We start from the raw sequence: 17,614 nt of genomic DNA, 5'->3' as shown, positions 1-17,614 counted from the left end.
CCTTTTCATTTGTCCTAGGCCGTCTTTGAACGAACGGTATATTTAAAATAAGTAAACAGCTTCAATTAGCAACCGTAGGTTGGGATAAGCATAGCGCAGCCTAACATTTGTAATCATATAGTACATAACTTGTTGGGCTGCACTTCGTTTAGCCCAATGTACAATAGTTTCAAATTTAGCTAGCTCAATCTATGATGTTTAATCTTTAATTTATTCTTAAATTATTTATCTTATTATCAAGTTCATTTTCTTCAGATTTTTTACTGGAGTTTATATTAGTGTGATCAGGGCTTAACTTTTTCCAGAAGCTTGCTATTACATTGACACTATGTTTTAGCTTTACCTTATTTGCAAGTAATACTCTTTTACCCTGTTCAGTCCAAGATAAATCATTTTTTTCTAAATGTTTATTGCTTCTTAACCACTCACCATCATAATTATCAATTGGTATTTTCATACCTTTTATACCTTTTCTCAACGGATGAGAAAATAATGAAATGTCTCTGTAGATAGCTTTATATTGATCATAAATATAGTCTACGTATTTTGCTATATCTTCTTTCGGGTAATCTAAAGAGACCATCTTCTGTATTGCTCTAAGCCAAGCACGCGGCCCTGTTAAGGATTCAATATTATTTTTAATAAATTGATGCTTTATTTCTTCTAGATCATCTTTAGTAACGCCATACTCGCCCCAACTCTTGTAATGACGATGAGAATCAATTGCTTCAGCTAATACATCACAAAAGGTGAATAACTTTTCGCGTAATTCCCAAATTGATTGACTGATAAAATTGGGTAATGATATACCAATTTGCGCTGCACAAAAATATAGTTCATCTAATATTTCATCTGGTAAGTCGACTATCTCATCATTGTATTGTTGGATAATATCTTCCTGAATATTTAATAAAATAGGATCTTCAAAATTAGGAAAATATAAAAGCCAGCAATTTATCTCAATATAACTTCTACCTTGCCTATCATCTGGAACAGCAAATGGAATCAAGCCATTTTTTAATAGCATGGTTATTTGATTAAACTGACGAAAATCGATTTCAGCATCAAAATCTGTATAAATACCTAATTCATATATAGGTGATAAGGTCGTAAGAATATCTTTTGCTGCTGCTAAATTACCATATTTCTGGTGTAATTCCTCTTTAACCAGCTTCATTAATTGTCTTTCTTGATGAGTCTTTAAATTAGATTCTATTTCCTTAAGCTCAACTAATTTTATACTTGGATACTTTTTGATGAAACTATATAACTTTGATTTACCTTTTTCTGATAATTTGCTTTCATCATAAACAAAATAGATAGTGTGCTTGGGATTTGTCTCACAATGCCTGATTAAGCGTAATTCATTATCTATAAAGCCAAATGGTTCATCAGGATCACCTGCAAACCACACTTTCACATGTTTGGTAATATCAACATATTGATTAGGCATAGTTAATTCTCTCGATGGTGCGCATGAAATAAAAAAAGTGTCTTTATGAAGTCTTTTGCTCAAGCACAACACCTAAGCTCCAATCTACATTTTGTTCCGGAGGCAAATAATTTAGCGCTTGCCCTGGTTGAATGCCATAACCTTCAACGATTAAAGCATAATAATAAGCTGGGAAGAGACAATAGCCATATAAATAATCATTATTGGAATATTGCGCACTAAAATCTGGCCAGGCCTGCTGGCAAACTAATGAATTACCTTGCTCGAGAAGTTCTTGGCTTGAGAAATGGTTATCGGCAAAATTAAAAGGTGCACTTTTAGCTAACTCTTCTAATCCACCACCAACATACCAATCTTTAACTGAGCTTAGGCTTAAAATAGGTTGAATGGCTTTATTCACATGATGTACGCTATTCATTAAAGCAGATACTTCACTTTCACATTGATAAGCATCGCCTTGGGCTAGCTCGCCGCTTGGCAATTCATAATCTTTTATAAAGCAGCTATTGGTATCTAAAAATTGATGTGTAACTTCAGTCTGCCCTAAGCCTAGAAAGCTATGCACAAACACTTTAAAATGTTGTCCGTATAAATCAATATTTTTAATATCTTTTGTATCAGTAACTTGGTCTTGGGTGACTGGGAAAGCAATTTCGACTGATGCACCTCCCATATCCATATAACCTGCAGGTTTTGCATCTGTATTAGCTAACTTATTTAATCGATAATTAAGTGCAAGCCAACCATACAGGCCTTCATCATTACCACTAATTGTTTTCGCAGCAGCCAACTGCCAGTTTGCATTTGATTGAAACCAACTATCAACTAATGAATATAATTGCTGTTGTTTTGCTTGCGGAAGAAGACGCATCCCTGCTGTGGCATAAAAATAAACGGGGTAAGCTTGGCCTGGGGTACCAGAAAATAAAGTGGTAAGATAGGCATCTACAGTTGCTGCATTAGGCTCAATGTTTGCAAATCCTGGTTTAATTTTTTTTGTATAGCGCTCAGTAATCTTTACAGGTGAATTAGTCGCATCTAAATCATAAGAATAAAGATGCAGACGTGAACCGGTACTTCCTGCATCAATAACAACGACACATTTTTGTTGCTCACAACCATTAGGTGAAACGGCAAATAATACTGAGGTATAAAGAAGACTTGATAAACAGAGAGTTACAGATAAACGCATTAATAAGGCACCCAAAGCTTTGGTGCGCGTATAGTACATAATGCGCATTTTAATGTCAACAAAAAACTGCCAGATTAACTATTTTAAACGATAGTTTTGTTTATAGCATTGAGGTGTAAGACTTTGTTCTTTTAGAGTAAATTTAATAGAGATCATACCATAATCAATGGTATTTAAAATGGTACTCTTATATTGGGCTAACGTAGCAAGCGTTTGTTGATGTGGAAAATGATAGCGATTATCAAAACCTGCAGAAATGAGCGCAAACTTTGGTGCTACAAGTTGAATAAACTTCGGTGATGAAGATGTCTTACTGCCATGATGAGCTACGACTAAAACATCCGAGGGTAATTGCTTTATAAAATGCTCGATTAAATAATCTTCAGCAGCAGTTTCAATATCGCCAGTTAATAAAACACTGCCCATAGGTGTTGTTATTTTTAGCACGCAAGAAGAGTTATTTTTACTCTGAGTATTTAAGTGAACAGGTAAAAAGCGAAAATCAATTCCATCCCACCGCCAAGCAGGGTAATTATGGCAATTCTGCCCTCTTTGATAAAATTTAGGGTTATCGACCAGTAAATCGACTTGGCCATATTTTTCTTCCAAGCTAGATAGGCCGCCTCGATGATCTAAGTCAGGATGACTAATAATAATTTTATCAATTTTTTTGATACCACGCGTATTAAGGTAAGGAATAATAGCCATTTGAGCCATATCACTACCTTTATAAAATTTCATACCTGTATCATATAAAAGCACATGCTTAGCTGTGCTTACTACAATAGCCAATCCCTGCCCCACATCTAATACATCAAGTTGCGCCTGATTAAAGTTAACTTTGGGATACTTAGGTAATAAACCTGCACATAATAAAATTCCTGCGCCAATCCGCAGTTTATCTAAGGGCAGCAAAAAGATAATTGCGATAGCAATGATTAAAGCAAGTAAAGTTGGAAAATTAAGTAACGCAAAGTTTAAATTAAGAAAGGTTAATTTATCTATCCACTGTAAAAAGATTAGTAACCCCTTAATTAAAGAGTCAACTGGCCATAAAACCCAAAGCTTAGGAATCCATAGACTTATTATTAAACTCAATAAAGATAAAGGTACAATAAGGTAGCCAACTACAGGAATCGCAATCAAATTGGCTAATAAACCATTGATGGAGCCATACGAAAACCAAAATAGAGTGAATGGTAGCAAACCTATCAAGCAAGCACCTTGCAAAGCGACTATTTGTTTAAATCCACGATAACTAATACGTTGGCTAGAAGTAATCAAAATAGCTACTGCAATAAAAGATAAGTAAAAACCGGGCAGTAAAACTGCATGAGGCTCAATAATTAAAATAATAAATAAGGCATAGCGCCAAGCTTGCCAGCTTGAATAATAGCGCTTAGAAAAATAACGTAACATTAGCACTGCACAAGCCGTTATGGCTCTTTGTGCAGGAATGCCTAAACCTGATAATAGCGCATAACTGAACGCCATTATTAAACCGCCTAAACTTGCGGATTGCATAGCAGGTCGATATAGCGATAAATAGCTAACTTGGCGCCAAAGCCAATAAATTAAGTTATAAAAAAGAGTGGCAACTAGATAAATATGTGCACCTGAAATAACCATCAAATGTGCGGTACCAGTGTGACGGAATAAGTCCCACTGTGCTTTATCAATATGATTCGTCAAACCTAAAGTTAAAGCTTCTATAATGCCTAAAGATGGGCTTTCTGGTAAAAGAATAGCTAATTTGCTAGCTAGATATTCGCGAAAAGCTAAAACACGATTTACATTATCCTCTCGTAATAATTGTTGTTGATCTGACTTTAGATACCCCACCCAATGAATATGTTCAGCTAATAAACGCTCACGAAAATGAAAATGGCCTGGATTACCTAAATTTTCAGGCTGTTTTAATTTAGCTCGCAATTGCCATATTTGGCCGCTTTTAAATGCGGGACATTGATTAAAGCAGCTTAACAAGATAGTCGCTTTAACAGGGTTATGATTTAATTGTTGTAGACGAAATTGAAATTGGATTTTTGATTCCGTAATAGTTGGAATAGAAATAACTTTTCCCACTAAAGAAGCTTGTTCAATAACTTTAATAGCTGGCATACCCTTATCAGCTATCAACCAATAGTGAGTTATGCTCACTAAAAAGCCTAAAAAGAACCAATAAATAATGCGCCAAGGGGCGCGCAATAGAAAGGCAATTGAAATAAATAAAACAGGGTAGCCGGACTTTAGGTAAACTAAAGCCACTCCAGCAAAAAAGCAGAGAATTTCCATAATTATTTTATTGGACTTGCAAGCGTGTTAATTTAAATTAAATTCGTTTATTAATCAATAAATTATTTCTCTTGACACTTAACCTTTAATAAGTAGAAAATAGTTTTCACACCTAGCAATTTTAACCATAATTTAATCAATTTTTACAATAAATTTACATTTGACATATATTTAATTAATAATGCCTTAATAATACACGTTTATAGTGTGAATATAGCTGTAATTAATTGAGAAAAATTATGTTTACGAAATACGGTCAGCTAACCGAAAGAGGTCAGCAAGAACTTACAAATTTTAAATCGAACATTGCTAATATTTCGCATTTGACATCTGAGCAAATAGATTTCTTAGAAAAAGTAGCATCTATTAATCATTTAGATATTTTAGAGCCGCTTAGTCAAAATTGTTCCCCCACAGTAAAACCTAACTTGTATGTTCAGTACCTTGAGCTTATGCACCGATTAATTGGCCAAGAAAATAATACTCAACTTAGAGAAAATCTAAGCCTTCATTTCCCTACTGGACGTTCAACATTTTATAGTCAAGAAGTAGAGCTTTTTATCGCTTTTGCTTCTAAATACCCTGAAGGTCTTAGAAATGTTCGTAATGATGCTATTAAAAGCCTTATGATTGATAGATTAGGTATAGACCATTTTATTAAATGTGATGTGACTTTATTAGCTGTGATGCCAGAGAAGTATAAACTTGAGGCGCAGCAAAACGGTAATGTTGAAAATTATCTTAGTAATAAAACTCATACAATTATTACCCCGCCTGGCTTACATGGTGAACTTAAAAAAGCTTACGACGCTTATAGCGAAGAGAAGTATCCAAATCAATGCGTTCGAGTGTCTTCTTACCACTTTGAAGTCGTTAAAAAAGTTCTCACTATATCTGACAGTGTAAATAAAGATAATGAAAAACAACCTACCTTGGTCTTTATGGGTCCTACTCTTGGTGATTCTAAAAAAATTGCTGATTGTAGTCCAAGTCAAATTGCAGAGTGTGTAAAAGCACATATACATAAAAAGGTCAGCGGAGTCGTACTAATGGGCTATAATACAGCAGGCGTTACTGCCTCTGTTGAGGATACAAAAGGCCTATTAGGACAAGTAGCAAGCGCATTTAGAGAAGAGAACATTAAAGGTGTCAATATTAGTGCCTTTAAGGGTGAAGGCTACAGTTATGCAAAATCACCACAATTGTTATTCGCGCCTCAGCAAACTCACGATATGGAACAAGTATCATCTGAAATTAAATACACTTCTTAAATCTTTAAAGAGGGATATAGTCAACTATATCCCTCTTTATCATTAATTACTTTCTAAATAATGCTATAGTAAGAAAACTAGCCTTTTTAAATCTTTCCTTAATTTCTGGAATTTGATAAAGAAATAATTTAGCTAAATTTAGTGAGCTAATTTCATAAATTTATTCCAAATTTCTATAAAAACTAGCAAAATCTATTGGTATATCATACGATAAATTATTTAGTTAAAGGATTAGCTATGATTATTGCTGCTTTGAATGAAAGCCCAGCAGACTCACGGGTTGCTATCACTCCATCTGTTGTTAAACAATACACCAAATTGGGCTTTAAAGTTTATTGCGAAAAAAATGCCGGCCTTGCTTCTGGTTTTAGTGATAAAGCTTATGAAGAAGTTGAAGCAAGTATCAGCGATAATCGAAAAGAGTTATTAAATAATACCAATGTAGTAACCTTTGTTAATACGCCAGATCCTACCTTACTAACGACTCTACCTGATAAGGCACTTATTATCGCACCTGTTGATAATGAACCTGAAAGTGAACTAATTAAATGGTGTTGCAAACATAGAATAAGCCTTTTTTCGATGAACTTAATTCCGCGAATTAGCCGAGCTCAAGCTATGGATAGTCTATCTTCGCAGGCTAATTTAGCAGGTTACCGCGCCGTGTTAGAAGGCATTAATCATTTTAATCGAGCAATTCCTATGATGATGACCGCTGCTGGCATGATTAAACCGGCTAAAATTTTAATACTTGGGGCTGGTGTTGCGGGTTTACAAGCTATTGCTACGGCTAAACGTTTAGGCGCTGTCGTTTATGCTTTTGATGTACGCCGAGCGGCTAAAGAACAAGTAGAAAGTTTAGGCGCTGAATTTATTGAGGTTGAAGATGACGCTGATCTTGAAGCAGCAGGTGGCTATGCCAATGAAATGAGTGAAAGCTATAAGGCACGTCAAGCAGCACTTATTCATAAATACGCCAAACTTGCTGATATTGTTGTTAGTACGGCTCTTATCCCAGGTCGACCTGCACCTGTATTAATTAAGCGCGACACGGTTGAGGAAATGAAAGAGGGCTCCGTTATTGTCGATTTAGCTACTGCACGTGGGGGCAATTGTGAATTAAGTGAAAAAGATCAAATAATTAAACATAGTGATACTACTATCATTGGTTATAGCAATTTTGCAGGGTTAATACCTGCAACTGCCAGTGAACTTTATGCTAACAATGTCTTAAATTTAATACGTTTAATTACAGTTGCGCCAACTTCATTATGTTTTAATGTGGAAGATGAAATTCTTCAGCAAGCATTGCTTTGTCATGAAGGTTCCTACATGCCATTTCAAAAAACAAAGGAGGTTTAGCATGTTAAATCATACTGTTAGTGCAAATGATTATATTGCCATTTTAACTATTTTTGTATTAGCCTGCTTTGTTGGGTATTACGTAATATGGAAAGTAACACCTGCTTTACATACCCCTCTCATGTCTGTAACGAATGCCATTTCAAGTATCATTATTTTAGGTGCTTTGATTGCTGCAGGTAATAAATTATTAGGCACGATAACAATTTTAGGTGGATTTGCAATTTTTATTACTGCAATAAATATTTTCGGCGGCTTTGTTGTTACGCAACGGATGCTAAGAATGTATAAAAAATAATAATGGATACAACCATGACTTCATTAATTTCATTTCTGTATTTAATTGCCGCTGTCTTTTTTATTTTAGCTCTTAAAGGATTAGCTAGTCCTGTTACAGCAAGAGGTGGAAACCTACTTGGTATACTCGGTATGATCATTGCTGTTGTTGCAACCTTGCTAATGCCAACCATCAATCATCATCTACTCTTAATAAGTCTTATCATTGCTGGCGGGATTGTAGGAACTATTATTGCCCTTAAAATTAATATGACCGCTATTCCGCAATTAGTTGCCGCCTTTCATTCTTTAGTAGGTTTAGCTGCAGTTTTAGTAGCATTTTGTGCTTTTCTTTCTCCTGCTTCTTTTAATATTGGCGTACCTGGCGATATTGAACTTAAAAGCTTAATTGAAATGAGCTTAGGTTTAATTATTGGGGCTATTACTTTTTCAGGTTCAATTATTGCTTTTTTAAAACTACAAGGGATTATGTCAGGCCAACCTATTCGTTTTAAAGGACATGTTTGGATTAATTTAATTATTGCCCTCGTTATTTTAGCGCTTTTGGCAGCCTTTGTTATGCAGCAGACATTAAGTATTTTTTCAAGTCTGACTTTTTTAGCTTTTTTAATTGGTATTTTATTAATTATACCCATCGGCGGTGCCGATATGCCGGTTGTCATTTCCATGCTTAATTCTTATTCAGGTTGGGCTGCTGCTGGCATTGGTTTTACCTTAAGTAATAATCTTTTAGTGATCACCGGCGCTTTAGTGGGTGCCAGTGGTGCTATCTTAAGCTATATCATGTGTGTTGGCATGAATCGCTCAATAATTAATGTCATTTTTGGTGGTTTCCAAGGAACTACAGATGATAATACTGCTGCCATTCAACGTGATAATCAATCCGTTCGGCAAGCAAATGGTGAAGATGCTGCCTTTTTATTAAGTAATGCTCAAGATGTTATTATTATTCCAGGCTATGGGATGGCTGTGGCTCATGCTCAGCACGCGGTTAAAGAATTAATGGATGCGTTAGAAAAACGCTCTATTCGTGTACGTTTTGCTATTCATCCGGTCGCAGGCCGTATGCCTGGTCATATGAATGTTTTATTAGCGGAGGCTAATATTCCGTATGATCGTGTTTTTGAGCAAAGTGAAATCAATTCAGACTTTGCTACATGCGACGTTGCTTTTGTTATTGGCGCGAATGATATTACTAATCCTGCAGCAAAAACTAATTCAAGTTCCCCTATTTATGGTATGCCTATTTTAGAAGTTGAAAGAGCTAAAACCGTTTTATTTGTTAAGAGAAGTCTTGCCGCGGGTTATGCCGGTGTTGAAAACGAATTATTTTATAGAGAAAACACTTATATGCTCTTTGGTGATGCCAAGGCAATGACAGAATCAATTGTTAAAGCGTTAGCAGATTTGTAAATGCTAACCGAAAATACAGCCTATTTACTCAATGACACAATTGCTATAGATAAAAATTAAGGGTATCTTAGTAGCCGTTTTTTACACTAAGGATTTACTAATGCGAAAAATTGCTTTAAGTTTTTTATGTGCTGGCGCTTTAATAAGCAGTGCAACTATGGCTATGACTCATAGCTTAAGCCCAAAAACAAGTATAGATTATGAACTTCAAGCTAACTCGCCCGAAGTTTTTACTAATTTTACTATTTTCAAAATTCATGCAGTTTGTAAAGTTCAGACGCAAGATGAAAGTAATATTATGCATGTTAAAGGATTAAATCGTTCAGGCCAGGTTAATGGTAGAGTGATTAAAGCCGGTGATGAATTAGATATCATTATCCGCAATGGTGATGTTTTTGACTTAGTTGCCGAAGCTGCAGCACAAGTTGAATTAACAAATAAAGGGCCTCACTCTATTAAGACTAAATGTCAAATTTCTTAAGCTTGTCCTAACATCTACTATTTCCTTTTAAATTTTTAAGAGGAAATAGTAAAATTTTTATTTTTTCTTTTAAATTAATCAGATTTAATTTCTCTTCTGGAAATAGCACCCAGAGCGCGATCAAGCATTTTCGTGGATAAAAATCGCTTTAAGAAGGCAAATAAATAAGCAGGAAAGGTTACTAAATATTTTGCTTTAGGTTTAGATGATTCAATTGCGTGAATTAATTTATTAATGACGGCATCTGTTCCTTTGGTAAAAATTGACTCCTCTTTTTGCTCTTTATAAGAGTTTAACATATGGTCATATGCCTGTTTAAAATGACTGTTCTCAAAATCAATATGCATAAACGATACATCAATCACATTATCTCTAAACTTACTTTTTATGGGCCCTGGTTCAATGGTAATGACTTTGATGCCTGAGGGCGCAAGTTCAAGACGTAAAGTGTCGCTTAAACCCTCAACTGCATATTTTGAAGCATTATAAGCACCTCGAAAACGCATGCTAACTAGACCCAAAATGGAGCTTATATTAATAATTCGGCCATAACCTTGCTTACGCATGATAGGAATTGCTAAGCGTGTGATATCAAGCAAACCAAAAACATTGGTTTCAAACTGTAATCGTAAAGCTTCCCGCGAAATATCTTCAAGTGCCCCACCTTGTCCATAGCCAGCATTATTAATTAAAACATCTAAACGACCCTCTGTCTTAGTTAAAACTTCTTGGAATGCCTGTTTAATTGAAGCAGAGTCATTTACATCTAATAAAACAGCTTCTAAGCCTTGGGCTAATAAATTTTGTAAATCCTCTGTCTTGCGACAAGAAGCAATGACGCGATGACCACGCTTAGCTAATGCAAGTGCTGCATCATAACCAATCCCACTTGAACAGCCCGTAATAAGAATAACTTGTGGTTGCATAATCTAATAATTCCTTTAAATTTTGCCAAAGAGTAAGAAAAAGCTAAGCTTAATGAGCAATACCTATTTTTGGCAAAACAAATTTAAAAATTCATTAATAGTTTGTGTATTTGCTTGTATATAAGTTGCCCTACGGCTGATAAAGTTTCCAGTTAATTCCTGTAATTTTAAAGCCATTTCGGCAAACTTAGCACAAACTGCTATACCATTTACAATAACCGCACCATCAACGGTTAGATTTTTTTGTCGGGCAAGTAAAAGCATTGGTAAGCCACCTGCTAAGATAATGACTTCAACGCCTTCTGCTACCATAGGCTTAATTTGCTCTAAGAAATTATTACGTAATTTTTTATAAACAGCTTTATTAGTGAATGCTTGCTCAAAATCATCAACTTGAGCATTGACGGCTTGCACAGAGACAATTCGTCGCTCTAAACCATAATAATTTATTTGATTTTCATGCCAAGGAATAAAAATTGGATTAATAGTGGCTAATCCTATGGTCCGCCCAATGCTACAGGCATAGAGCATGTTTGTCTCACCGAGTCCGATGACAGGTATATCTAAAATAGCTTTAATTTCATTGATACCTGGCTCTTGAAAATGCCCAATTACAAAAGCATCAAATCCATCCTTCTCAGCTTTAATCGCATTTTGTATGGTCTGTGCTGCACAACGAAACTCAGTTAAGGGATGCAAATTTTTATCAGGCGGCGTCAATCCATGTACTTCAAATTTAAATCCTTTATCTGCATAGGTATCTAAATAGGTTTGTAGATGGGTTAAATAATTCTTCTGCTCTATCGGGTCAACAAAGCTTTGATACCAAATCCGTTTGTTATGCAAAATTACTCCTAACTAACTTTTAGCGTTAAGTATAGCAAAACTACTTACCCTTTTATTAAAGGCTTTTCCTAACCAAATTTAATTTCAATAAATCAATATGTCTAGAACTTTATCAAATTTTGATTATAATAGGCCCTAAAATCAGAAATTATTTGGATATTTAAGGCAGAAACCCTTAAAAACACGGTTATTTATAACATGATTAATCAAACAGACATTAGCAAGTATTACTTAAAACAAGATCCAGAGCAGGACAAAAATATCTGCGAGGTTTTCGCTAGTCAAATTATGCGTTTTATCGCTGAAAAAATTGGCGAAGATCCAAGTATTATTGCTAATGTTTCTTATCTTCCTTTGTCTTTTGACAAAGGGCTCTATATTGCCTCTGAATTATTTCAAGATTACCGAGATTTATACTTAGATGCCTATCTTGCTTATCAATTACCAGCTTATCAAGAATTACGTAGGGTAGTGGGTGATAAATTCTACACGCTACCTCATCATAGGCCTCGTTATTTTGAGTACGATATCTGCATTGATACAATGACAGAGGCAGGACGCTATAAAGATCTGATACCTGGATTAGCAAAGCGTGGCATCATTGATGATCCTGATACCCACTATAAAAATATTGGCGCCGTCCCCATAAAAAAATCAACTGACCAAGAGCTTATCCCTATCTTTGAGAATGCGCGTTACATTGGCTATTGTATAAAAAAAGCAATTCCCCAAGATTATCCTTTAAATGAAATTGAAGAAATATCTATTAATCATATCAAATATTATAAATTTAAATTAGCTAGGCAACCTGATATTGATGAGTATAGTGAAGCTTTCATCATTCATAATAAAAATTATTATTTAATACCTAATATAGGTAATACACGGGCTGTACAAATTGATTTTGGTGGTGCCCTGGGTGATTTCCGTCTATTTGGTCAGCGTAAATTTGATGAAAGAATTCATCTTAAAAGTTTTCACAATCTATTTCGCTATCATCCCTCCTATAGTGGGCCACCAGCTTATCATGATCAAATTTCTGACGCTCTTACCTATTCTGCTACTTACTTTTTTGAAACGCTAGCTCGCTACTCTATGATTGATAGAGGAGAATTGACTGAGTTTATTAATCAGCAAATTGACATTGCAGTAGCGTGCTATAAAAATCAGCCGCAAATTATTCTGGATTTTGCGCATCGCATAGGCTTAAATAATTCTGAAACCAATTTAACTAACCTTGATTTATTAAGTCACCAGATTAAGCAATTTTTACAGGAAAATTTTATTAGCCGGCAAGAACATGCCAAATTACTTTTCCTACGCCATTTTTGTCAACTAGATTATACTGCTCAGATTACTTTAATGACTAGCTATGAGCTCCCTGAACAAAATGCAAAGCTTAAAGATAAGTTAATTAGAATGTTTTTTCAAAACTTAAAAGAAGCAAACCCATCATTTTTTACCACACTCAAAAGTATTCAACAATTAAATCTGAGTAACGCCTATTATAATGAGAGTGATTTATTAAAACTTAAGCTTCTACTTCATCAACAACTTTGCAAAGCTTATCTTAAAGGTCGTTTAGAGAATAAAGCACCAGGGATTCAAAAAATTATTGAACAGACGAGTGATTTACTGTCAGAATTTGTTAAAACTAAGTCTGCCTTAAATAAATTATCTATGAATGATTTTCAAAAAGCAGATCAACTAATAAAAAATTTTATAAATACTGCTACTCAATACAAGCAAACCTGCATAACAGCAACAACTGATCAAACAATTATCATGGCGGCTTGTACCTTAAGTGGTGCTTTAGTAGGTGCAGTTCTAGGAGCAGCATTAGGTATTTTTATTGGTGGTTTAATATTTGGTCCATTAACAACTATGGCAGGTACCGCGCAAGGAATTACCATGGGTATTGCTTTAGGAAGTGCTATCATATCTCTTTTAGCAGGGGCAAGTACTGCTAATAAGCTAACACGTTATCATCTGTTTAAATCTATGGATAAATATACACAAAACATAAGTGATTCATTAACTTCTTCAATCTGCCCCGAATCAACAGCACCGTGTGTATGTTAATAAAGGCCTCTCATTATATTAAGAGACCTTTTACTATCCTTTAATGTTCTCTTGTTGATGAAAATTGAATTTTAGGATAACGTTCCTCAGCCATAGTTAAATTAACTCGAGTAGGCGCTAAATAGATTAAAGTGTCACTACCATCTAGGGCTAAATAATCATATGCTTTTGTACGAAACTCTTGCATTGCCTTATCATCTTCTGAATAAACCCAGCGGGCAGAAGACACATTCACTGATTCATAAACACAATCAACTTTATATTCATGACGAAGTCGATGTGCAACCACATCAAATTGCAATACACCTACGGCCCCTAAAATCAATTGATTACTATTTAATGGTCTAAAGATTTGAGTAGCGCCTTCTTCAGATAGTTCAACTAGCCCTTTTAATAAAGCTTTACTTTTTAAAGGATCTTTTAAGCGCACCAAGCGAAACAATTCAGGAGCAAAATTGGGAATCCCAGTAAATTTTAACACCTCACCTTGAGTAAAGGTGTCACCAATACGAATAGTTCCATGGTTATGTAACCCAATAATATCACCTGCCATTGCCGTTTCAGCATGTGATCTATCCCCTGCCATAAAGGTTAACGCATTAGCAATTACAACTTCTTTTCCTAAACGTAAGTGATTTAACTTCATTCCTCGTTTAAATGTGCCTGAGCAAATACGTAAAAAAGCGATCCTATCACGATGCTTAGGATCCATGTTTGCTTGAATTTTAAAAACGAACCCACTAAAACTAGATTCGTCAGGGTTTACTTCTCGCTCAAGGGCTTGGCGAGGTCGTGGGCCTGGCGCGTGCATTGTAAAATCATCAAGTAATTCTTTAATACCAAAATTGTTAATCGCTGAACCAAAATAGACGGGCGTTAACTTACCTGCTAAATAATCAGTTAAATTAAATTCATGCGAAGCACCTTTAACTAACTCAATTTCATCACGCAATTCTTGCGCAACATCACCAAGTAATTGATCAAGCTCAGGATTATCTAAACCATCAATCTGAACCGCTTCTTGTTTTTGCGCATTCTTTCCTGGCTGATAAAGATAAATTTTATCTTGATAGAGATGGTAAATTCCTTTAAAGCGTTTACCCATACCAACAGGCCAGGTGACAGGCGCACATTGAATACCTAATACGTCTTCTACTTCATCAAGTAGAGAAATAGGCTCTCGACCTTCTCGATCTAATTTATTAATAAAGGTCATAATAGGTGTATCGCGCAACCGACATACTTCCATTAATTTAACCGTTCGTTCTTCAACTCCTTTAGCAACGTCAATTACCATAAGCGCTGAATCAACTGCGGTTAAAGTCCGATAAGTATCTTCTGAAAAATCCTCATGGCCAGGCGTATCAAGAAGGTTAATCACGTGTTCATTATGCACAAATTGCATTACTGAAGTTGTAATGGAAATTCCCCGTTCTTTTTCCATTTCCATCCAGTCAGATGTTGCATGTCTGTCTGCTTTGCGACCTTTTACAGTACCTGCTAACTGAATAGCACCACCAAATAACAATAACTTTTCTGTTACAGTGGTTTTACCAGCATCTGGGTGAGAGATAATGGCAAACGTTCTTCTTTTAGTAAAATCCTCATAAAATTCGGACATACAAAACCTTAGTTTAAAAAGCGATAATTTTAAGGGAAAGCGCTTAAACAAACAAACTTAAAGTGGACATTGTATCTTATTAATTTTCGATTATAATGAACAAAAATCATATTTTCATTCTATTCCTTGAACAAATTACTAAAAATATTGATTGGTTTCTTTATTTTCATCGCTACCCAGCCTACCTGGTCTGCTATCCGCTTTTTGGCGCTTTCAGATATTCATTATGGAGCGAATAATGTCACCGGCAATGGACATGATACAGGCGATATCTTATGGTCTTCTACTTTAGACAGATTTAAAACGCTGCAACAAAAGGTCGATTTTATTCTCCTTCTAGGCGATTTACCTACTCATCATTTTCCCTTTTTTAGCAAGGCTAGCAGCAAAGCAGAGTATGAAGCGAAAATATTTCATGATTTATTTACAGCAGATAACACGCATAAACCAATTTTTTATATTCCAGGTAATAATGATTCTCTTGAAGGTAACTATCAACCTTTTGCAAAACAAGGTAAGTCACCACTAAGCTATGCCTATGATTGGCAAGGCGCTTGTGCTTATTGCGATGGGTTAATGATAGATAAAACTGCTATGCAGAGTGGCGGTTACTATATAACGTATGTTATTCCAAAAAATAAAGACATAATACTTATAGTTTTAAACGCAACTCAATTTACTAAACTCCCGCTTTGGATTCCAGCTTATTTTAATCAGGACGCTGATGCCAAACAGCAATTAAAATGGCTAGCGGCTCAACTAAAAAACCATCAAGCTAAACAATTATTAATTGCTATGCATGAAGAGCCGGGAATAGATTATCGTAATAAAAAAGTTTGGAACGATGAGCCTTTAGCACAATTTATTGAGTTACTTAATAAATATCATAAAAATTATCAGCAAATTTCTTTATTAACATCGCATAGTCATTATGATGAATTACGTAAAATTACTCTCAAAGACGGGAAAAATCTGTATGCTTACTCAACTCCCTCTATAAGCCGACGTCATTATAATAATCCAGCCATGAAAATCTTTCATTTAAATGATGATTTAACTATACAAGATTTTACTACCTACTTTACAACTGACGAGGCTAAATGGAGCAATGATCATTATTATGCCATTAACTCTCAAAATAATATTTTTAGTATGTGCAAAAATTTATCATTAACTACTTGCCTAGACTCATTAAGTACTGAACAAATCTGTGAGTTAATGGAAGGGAAGGCTATTTATAGTACCAAAAATGAAGATAAAAAAGGGTTTAATTGCCTAAAGACTTATAATATCAATTAAGCAAAAATTGTTTTTAACCTTAACTCTCTTACATCACTTATAGATTTTACTTTAGTGCAAGGCGCAAAGGTTTCAAGAGGTGGATTATAGAAAGTAGAAGCTCTGCAAAAAATTTTGCAAGGCAACATTAAACTAAAAGTTGTAGTTACTCAAGTTAATGGTTCAGTTAATTTTAAGAATTTGTCATTTCCGCGAAGGCGGAAATCCATCTTAAAACCCGCACTGTGCAGAGATATATTCCCGCCTACGCGGGAATGACATTGGCTTTAGAAAAAGACATTTATTAACTATGCGACATAGCCCCACAGGAAGGAAAGAGCTGTTCTTAAGTTGGCGTCATCACATGAACAGTTACTCTTTAAGTGGTGTCACGCTTATCTCTTTAAAATAAACATGACTATTTTTATTTAAAGCCGTATGATCATGATTTTGTATACCAATATAACCTATTTCAGGCCGAACCCCTCTATCTGGATCTGAATATAGCTTTTTCTTTGGCATAGATTGAGTAGGATAAAAGTCATTTACCAATTGACCATTTAAGAAAATTTTTACCTCATTATTTTTCATCATAATCTCAAAAGTATTCCACTGGCCAGGCGGATAGGAAGCAAGCTTTAATGGTTTGGCCATGGTATAAATTGCGCCTGTTCGGTAGTACTCATTATGAACTTCTTTTCCTTTATCACAGATTTGTACTTCATAGCCTTGATGCACTGCATCCCAGACATCCTTAGGTTTATCAGCAATACGAATAAAAATACCGGAATTGGCTTCTGGATAATCAACTTTATAAACTACTTTTAATTTAACATTACCAAATTTCTGTTTAGTGTACCAAAGTAATCCCATCCCTCCTTCAGTGACTAATAAGTTATCTTTAACATGAAAGGCCCCTTCACCAATATGTTGCCAGCCAGAAAGATCATGATGATTAAATAACTCAGTCTTTTGTTTAGCCATTAGCGGACCTGAAATAAGTAGAATGAAAATAGTTATAAATAAATTCACAAGGGTACATCCATGACGTAGGTAATCTTATTACCATTACTTTAACAAAATAATCATAAATAATC

General features: G+C 35.0%; 14 protein-coding genes. 7 read left to right on the top strand and 7 right to left on the bottom strand.

From position 1 onward, the window contains the following. Nucleotides 1–205: 205 nt before the first annotated feature. From DYH30_RS04930 to DYH30_RS04920, 3 genes are read right to left on the bottom strand one after another with little or no spacing between them, the layout of a single operon-like run. Nucleotides 206–1,516, bottom strand: coding sequence for a hypothetical protein (locus tag DYH30_RS04930; protein ID WP_115330578.1), 1,311 nt, complete (start codon nt 1,514–1,516; stop codon nt 206–208). Continuing rightward, on the bottom strand, nt 1,497–2,684 hold the full coding sequence (locus tag DYH30_RS04925) for an acetate and sugar kinases/Hsc70/actin family protein (RefSeq protein WP_242604747.1): 1,188 nt from the start codon (nt 2,682–2,684) through the stop codon (nt 1,497–1,499). The genes DYH30_RS04930 and DYH30_RS04925 overlap by 20 nt, the downstream gene beginning before the upstream one ends. A gap of 39 nt (nt 2,685–2,723) precedes the next feature. Then, nucleotides 2,724–4,940 (bottom strand): DNA internalization-related competence protein ComEC/Rec2, encoded by a 2,217-nt coding sequence (locus DYH30_RS04920; protein ID WP_115330577.1) that lies wholly within the window; start codon nt 4,938–4,940, stop codon nt 2,724–2,726. Nucleotides 4,941–5,179: 239 nt separating this feature from the next. Between DYH30_RS04920 and DYH30_RS04915 the strand changes: the two genes are divergently transcribed. The 5 genes from DYH30_RS04915 (at nt 5,180) to DYH30_RS04895 (ending at nt 9,764) form a co-directional block, all read left to right on the top strand. Beyond that, the gene (locus DYH30_RS04915; RefSeq protein ID WP_115330576.1) at nt 5,180–6,211 is read left to right on the top strand and encodes a hypothetical protein; all 1,032 of its coding nucleotides are present in this window, start codon (nt 5,180–5,182) and stop codon (nt 6,209–6,211) included. 237 nt (nt 6,212–6,448) lie between these two features. Then, nucleotides 6,449–7,573, top strand: a complete 1,125-nt coding sequence (locus DYH30_RS04910) for a Re/Si-specific NAD(P)(+) transhydrogenase subunit alpha (RefSeq protein WP_115330575.1) — start codon at nt 6,449–6,451, stop codon at nt 7,571–7,573. A gap of 1 nt (nt 7,574) precedes the next feature. Further along, entirely contained in the window at nt 7,575–7,871 is a 297-nt protein-coding gene (locus DYH30_RS04905) for a proton-translocating transhydrogenase family protein (protein WP_115330574.1), read from the top strand. A gap of 14 nt (nt 7,872–7,885) precedes the next feature. Continuing rightward, nucleotides 7,886–9,283 (top strand): NAD(P)(+) transhydrogenase (Re/Si-specific) subunit beta, encoded by a 1,398-nt coding sequence (locus tag DYH30_RS04900; protein WP_115330573.1) that lies wholly within the window; start codon nt 7,886–7,888, stop codon nt 9,281–9,283. 100 nt (nt 9,284–9,383) lie between these two features. Then, complete coding sequence (locus DYH30_RS04895; protein WP_115330572.1) at nt 9,384–9,764, top strand: hypothetical protein; 381 nt, start codon at nt 9,384–9,386, stop codon at nt 9,762–9,764. Nucleotides 9,765–9,838: 74 nt separating this feature from the next. Here the strand turns inward: DYH30_RS04895 and DYH30_RS04890 are convergent, their stop codons facing one another. Both DYH30_RS04890 and DYH30_RS04885 read right to left on the bottom strand, forming a co-directional pair. Next, on the bottom strand, nt 9,839–10,690 hold the full coding sequence (locus DYH30_RS04890) for an SDR family NAD(P)-dependent oxidoreductase (RefSeq protein WP_115330571.1): 852 nt from the start codon (nt 10,688–10,690) through the stop codon (nt 9,839–9,841). 63 nt (nt 10,691–10,753) lie between these two features. Beyond that, the gene (locus DYH30_RS04885; protein ID WP_115330570.1) at nt 10,754–11,536 is read right to left on the bottom strand and encodes an aspartate/glutamate racemase family protein; all 783 of its coding nucleotides are present in this window, start codon (nt 11,534–11,536) and stop codon (nt 10,754–10,756) included. A 198-nt stretch (nt 11,537–11,734) separates the two neighbouring features. On the opposite strand from DYH30_RS04885, the gene DYH30_RS04880 reads away from it, so the two are divergent. Then, the gene (locus DYH30_RS04880; protein WP_115330569.1) at nt 11,735–13,618 is read left to right on the top strand and encodes an MFS transporter; all 1,884 of its coding nucleotides are present in this window, start codon (nt 11,735–11,737) and stop codon (nt 13,616–13,618) included. Between the two features lie 40 nt (nt 13,619–13,658). Here the strand turns inward: DYH30_RS04880 and DYH30_RS04875 are convergent, their stop codons facing one another. Further along, the gene (locus DYH30_RS04875; RefSeq protein WP_115330568.1) at nt 13,659–15,239 is read right to left on the bottom strand and encodes a peptide chain release factor 3; all 1,581 of its coding nucleotides are present in this window, start codon (nt 15,237–15,239) and stop codon (nt 13,659–13,661) included. Between the two features lie 126 nt (nt 15,240–15,365). Between DYH30_RS04875 and DYH30_RS04870 the strand changes: the two genes are divergently transcribed. After that, complete coding sequence (locus DYH30_RS04870; protein ID WP_160116153.1) at nt 15,366–16,538, top strand: metallophosphoesterase family protein; 1,173 nt, start codon at nt 15,366–15,368, stop codon at nt 16,536–16,538. A 351-nt stretch (nt 16,539–16,889) separates the two neighbouring features. Here the strand turns inward: DYH30_RS04870 and DYH30_RS04865 are convergent, their stop codons facing one another. Then, nucleotides 16,890–17,501 (bottom strand): 3-keto-disaccharide hydrolase, encoded by a 612-nt coding sequence (locus tag DYH30_RS04865; protein ID WP_207385795.1) that lies wholly within the window; start codon nt 17,499–17,501, stop codon nt 16,890–16,892. Nucleotides 17,502–17,614 lie beyond the last annotated feature (113 nt).

This window comes from Legionella busanensis (assembly GCF_900461525.1).
GTDB classification, from domain to species: domain Bacteria; phylum Pseudomonadota; class Gammaproteobacteria; order Legionellales; family Legionellaceae; genus Legionella_C; species Legionella_C busanensis.
The sequence above is the reverse complement of the archived record's forward strand: the minus strand, read 5'-3'. Positions and strand labels throughout refer to the sequence as shown.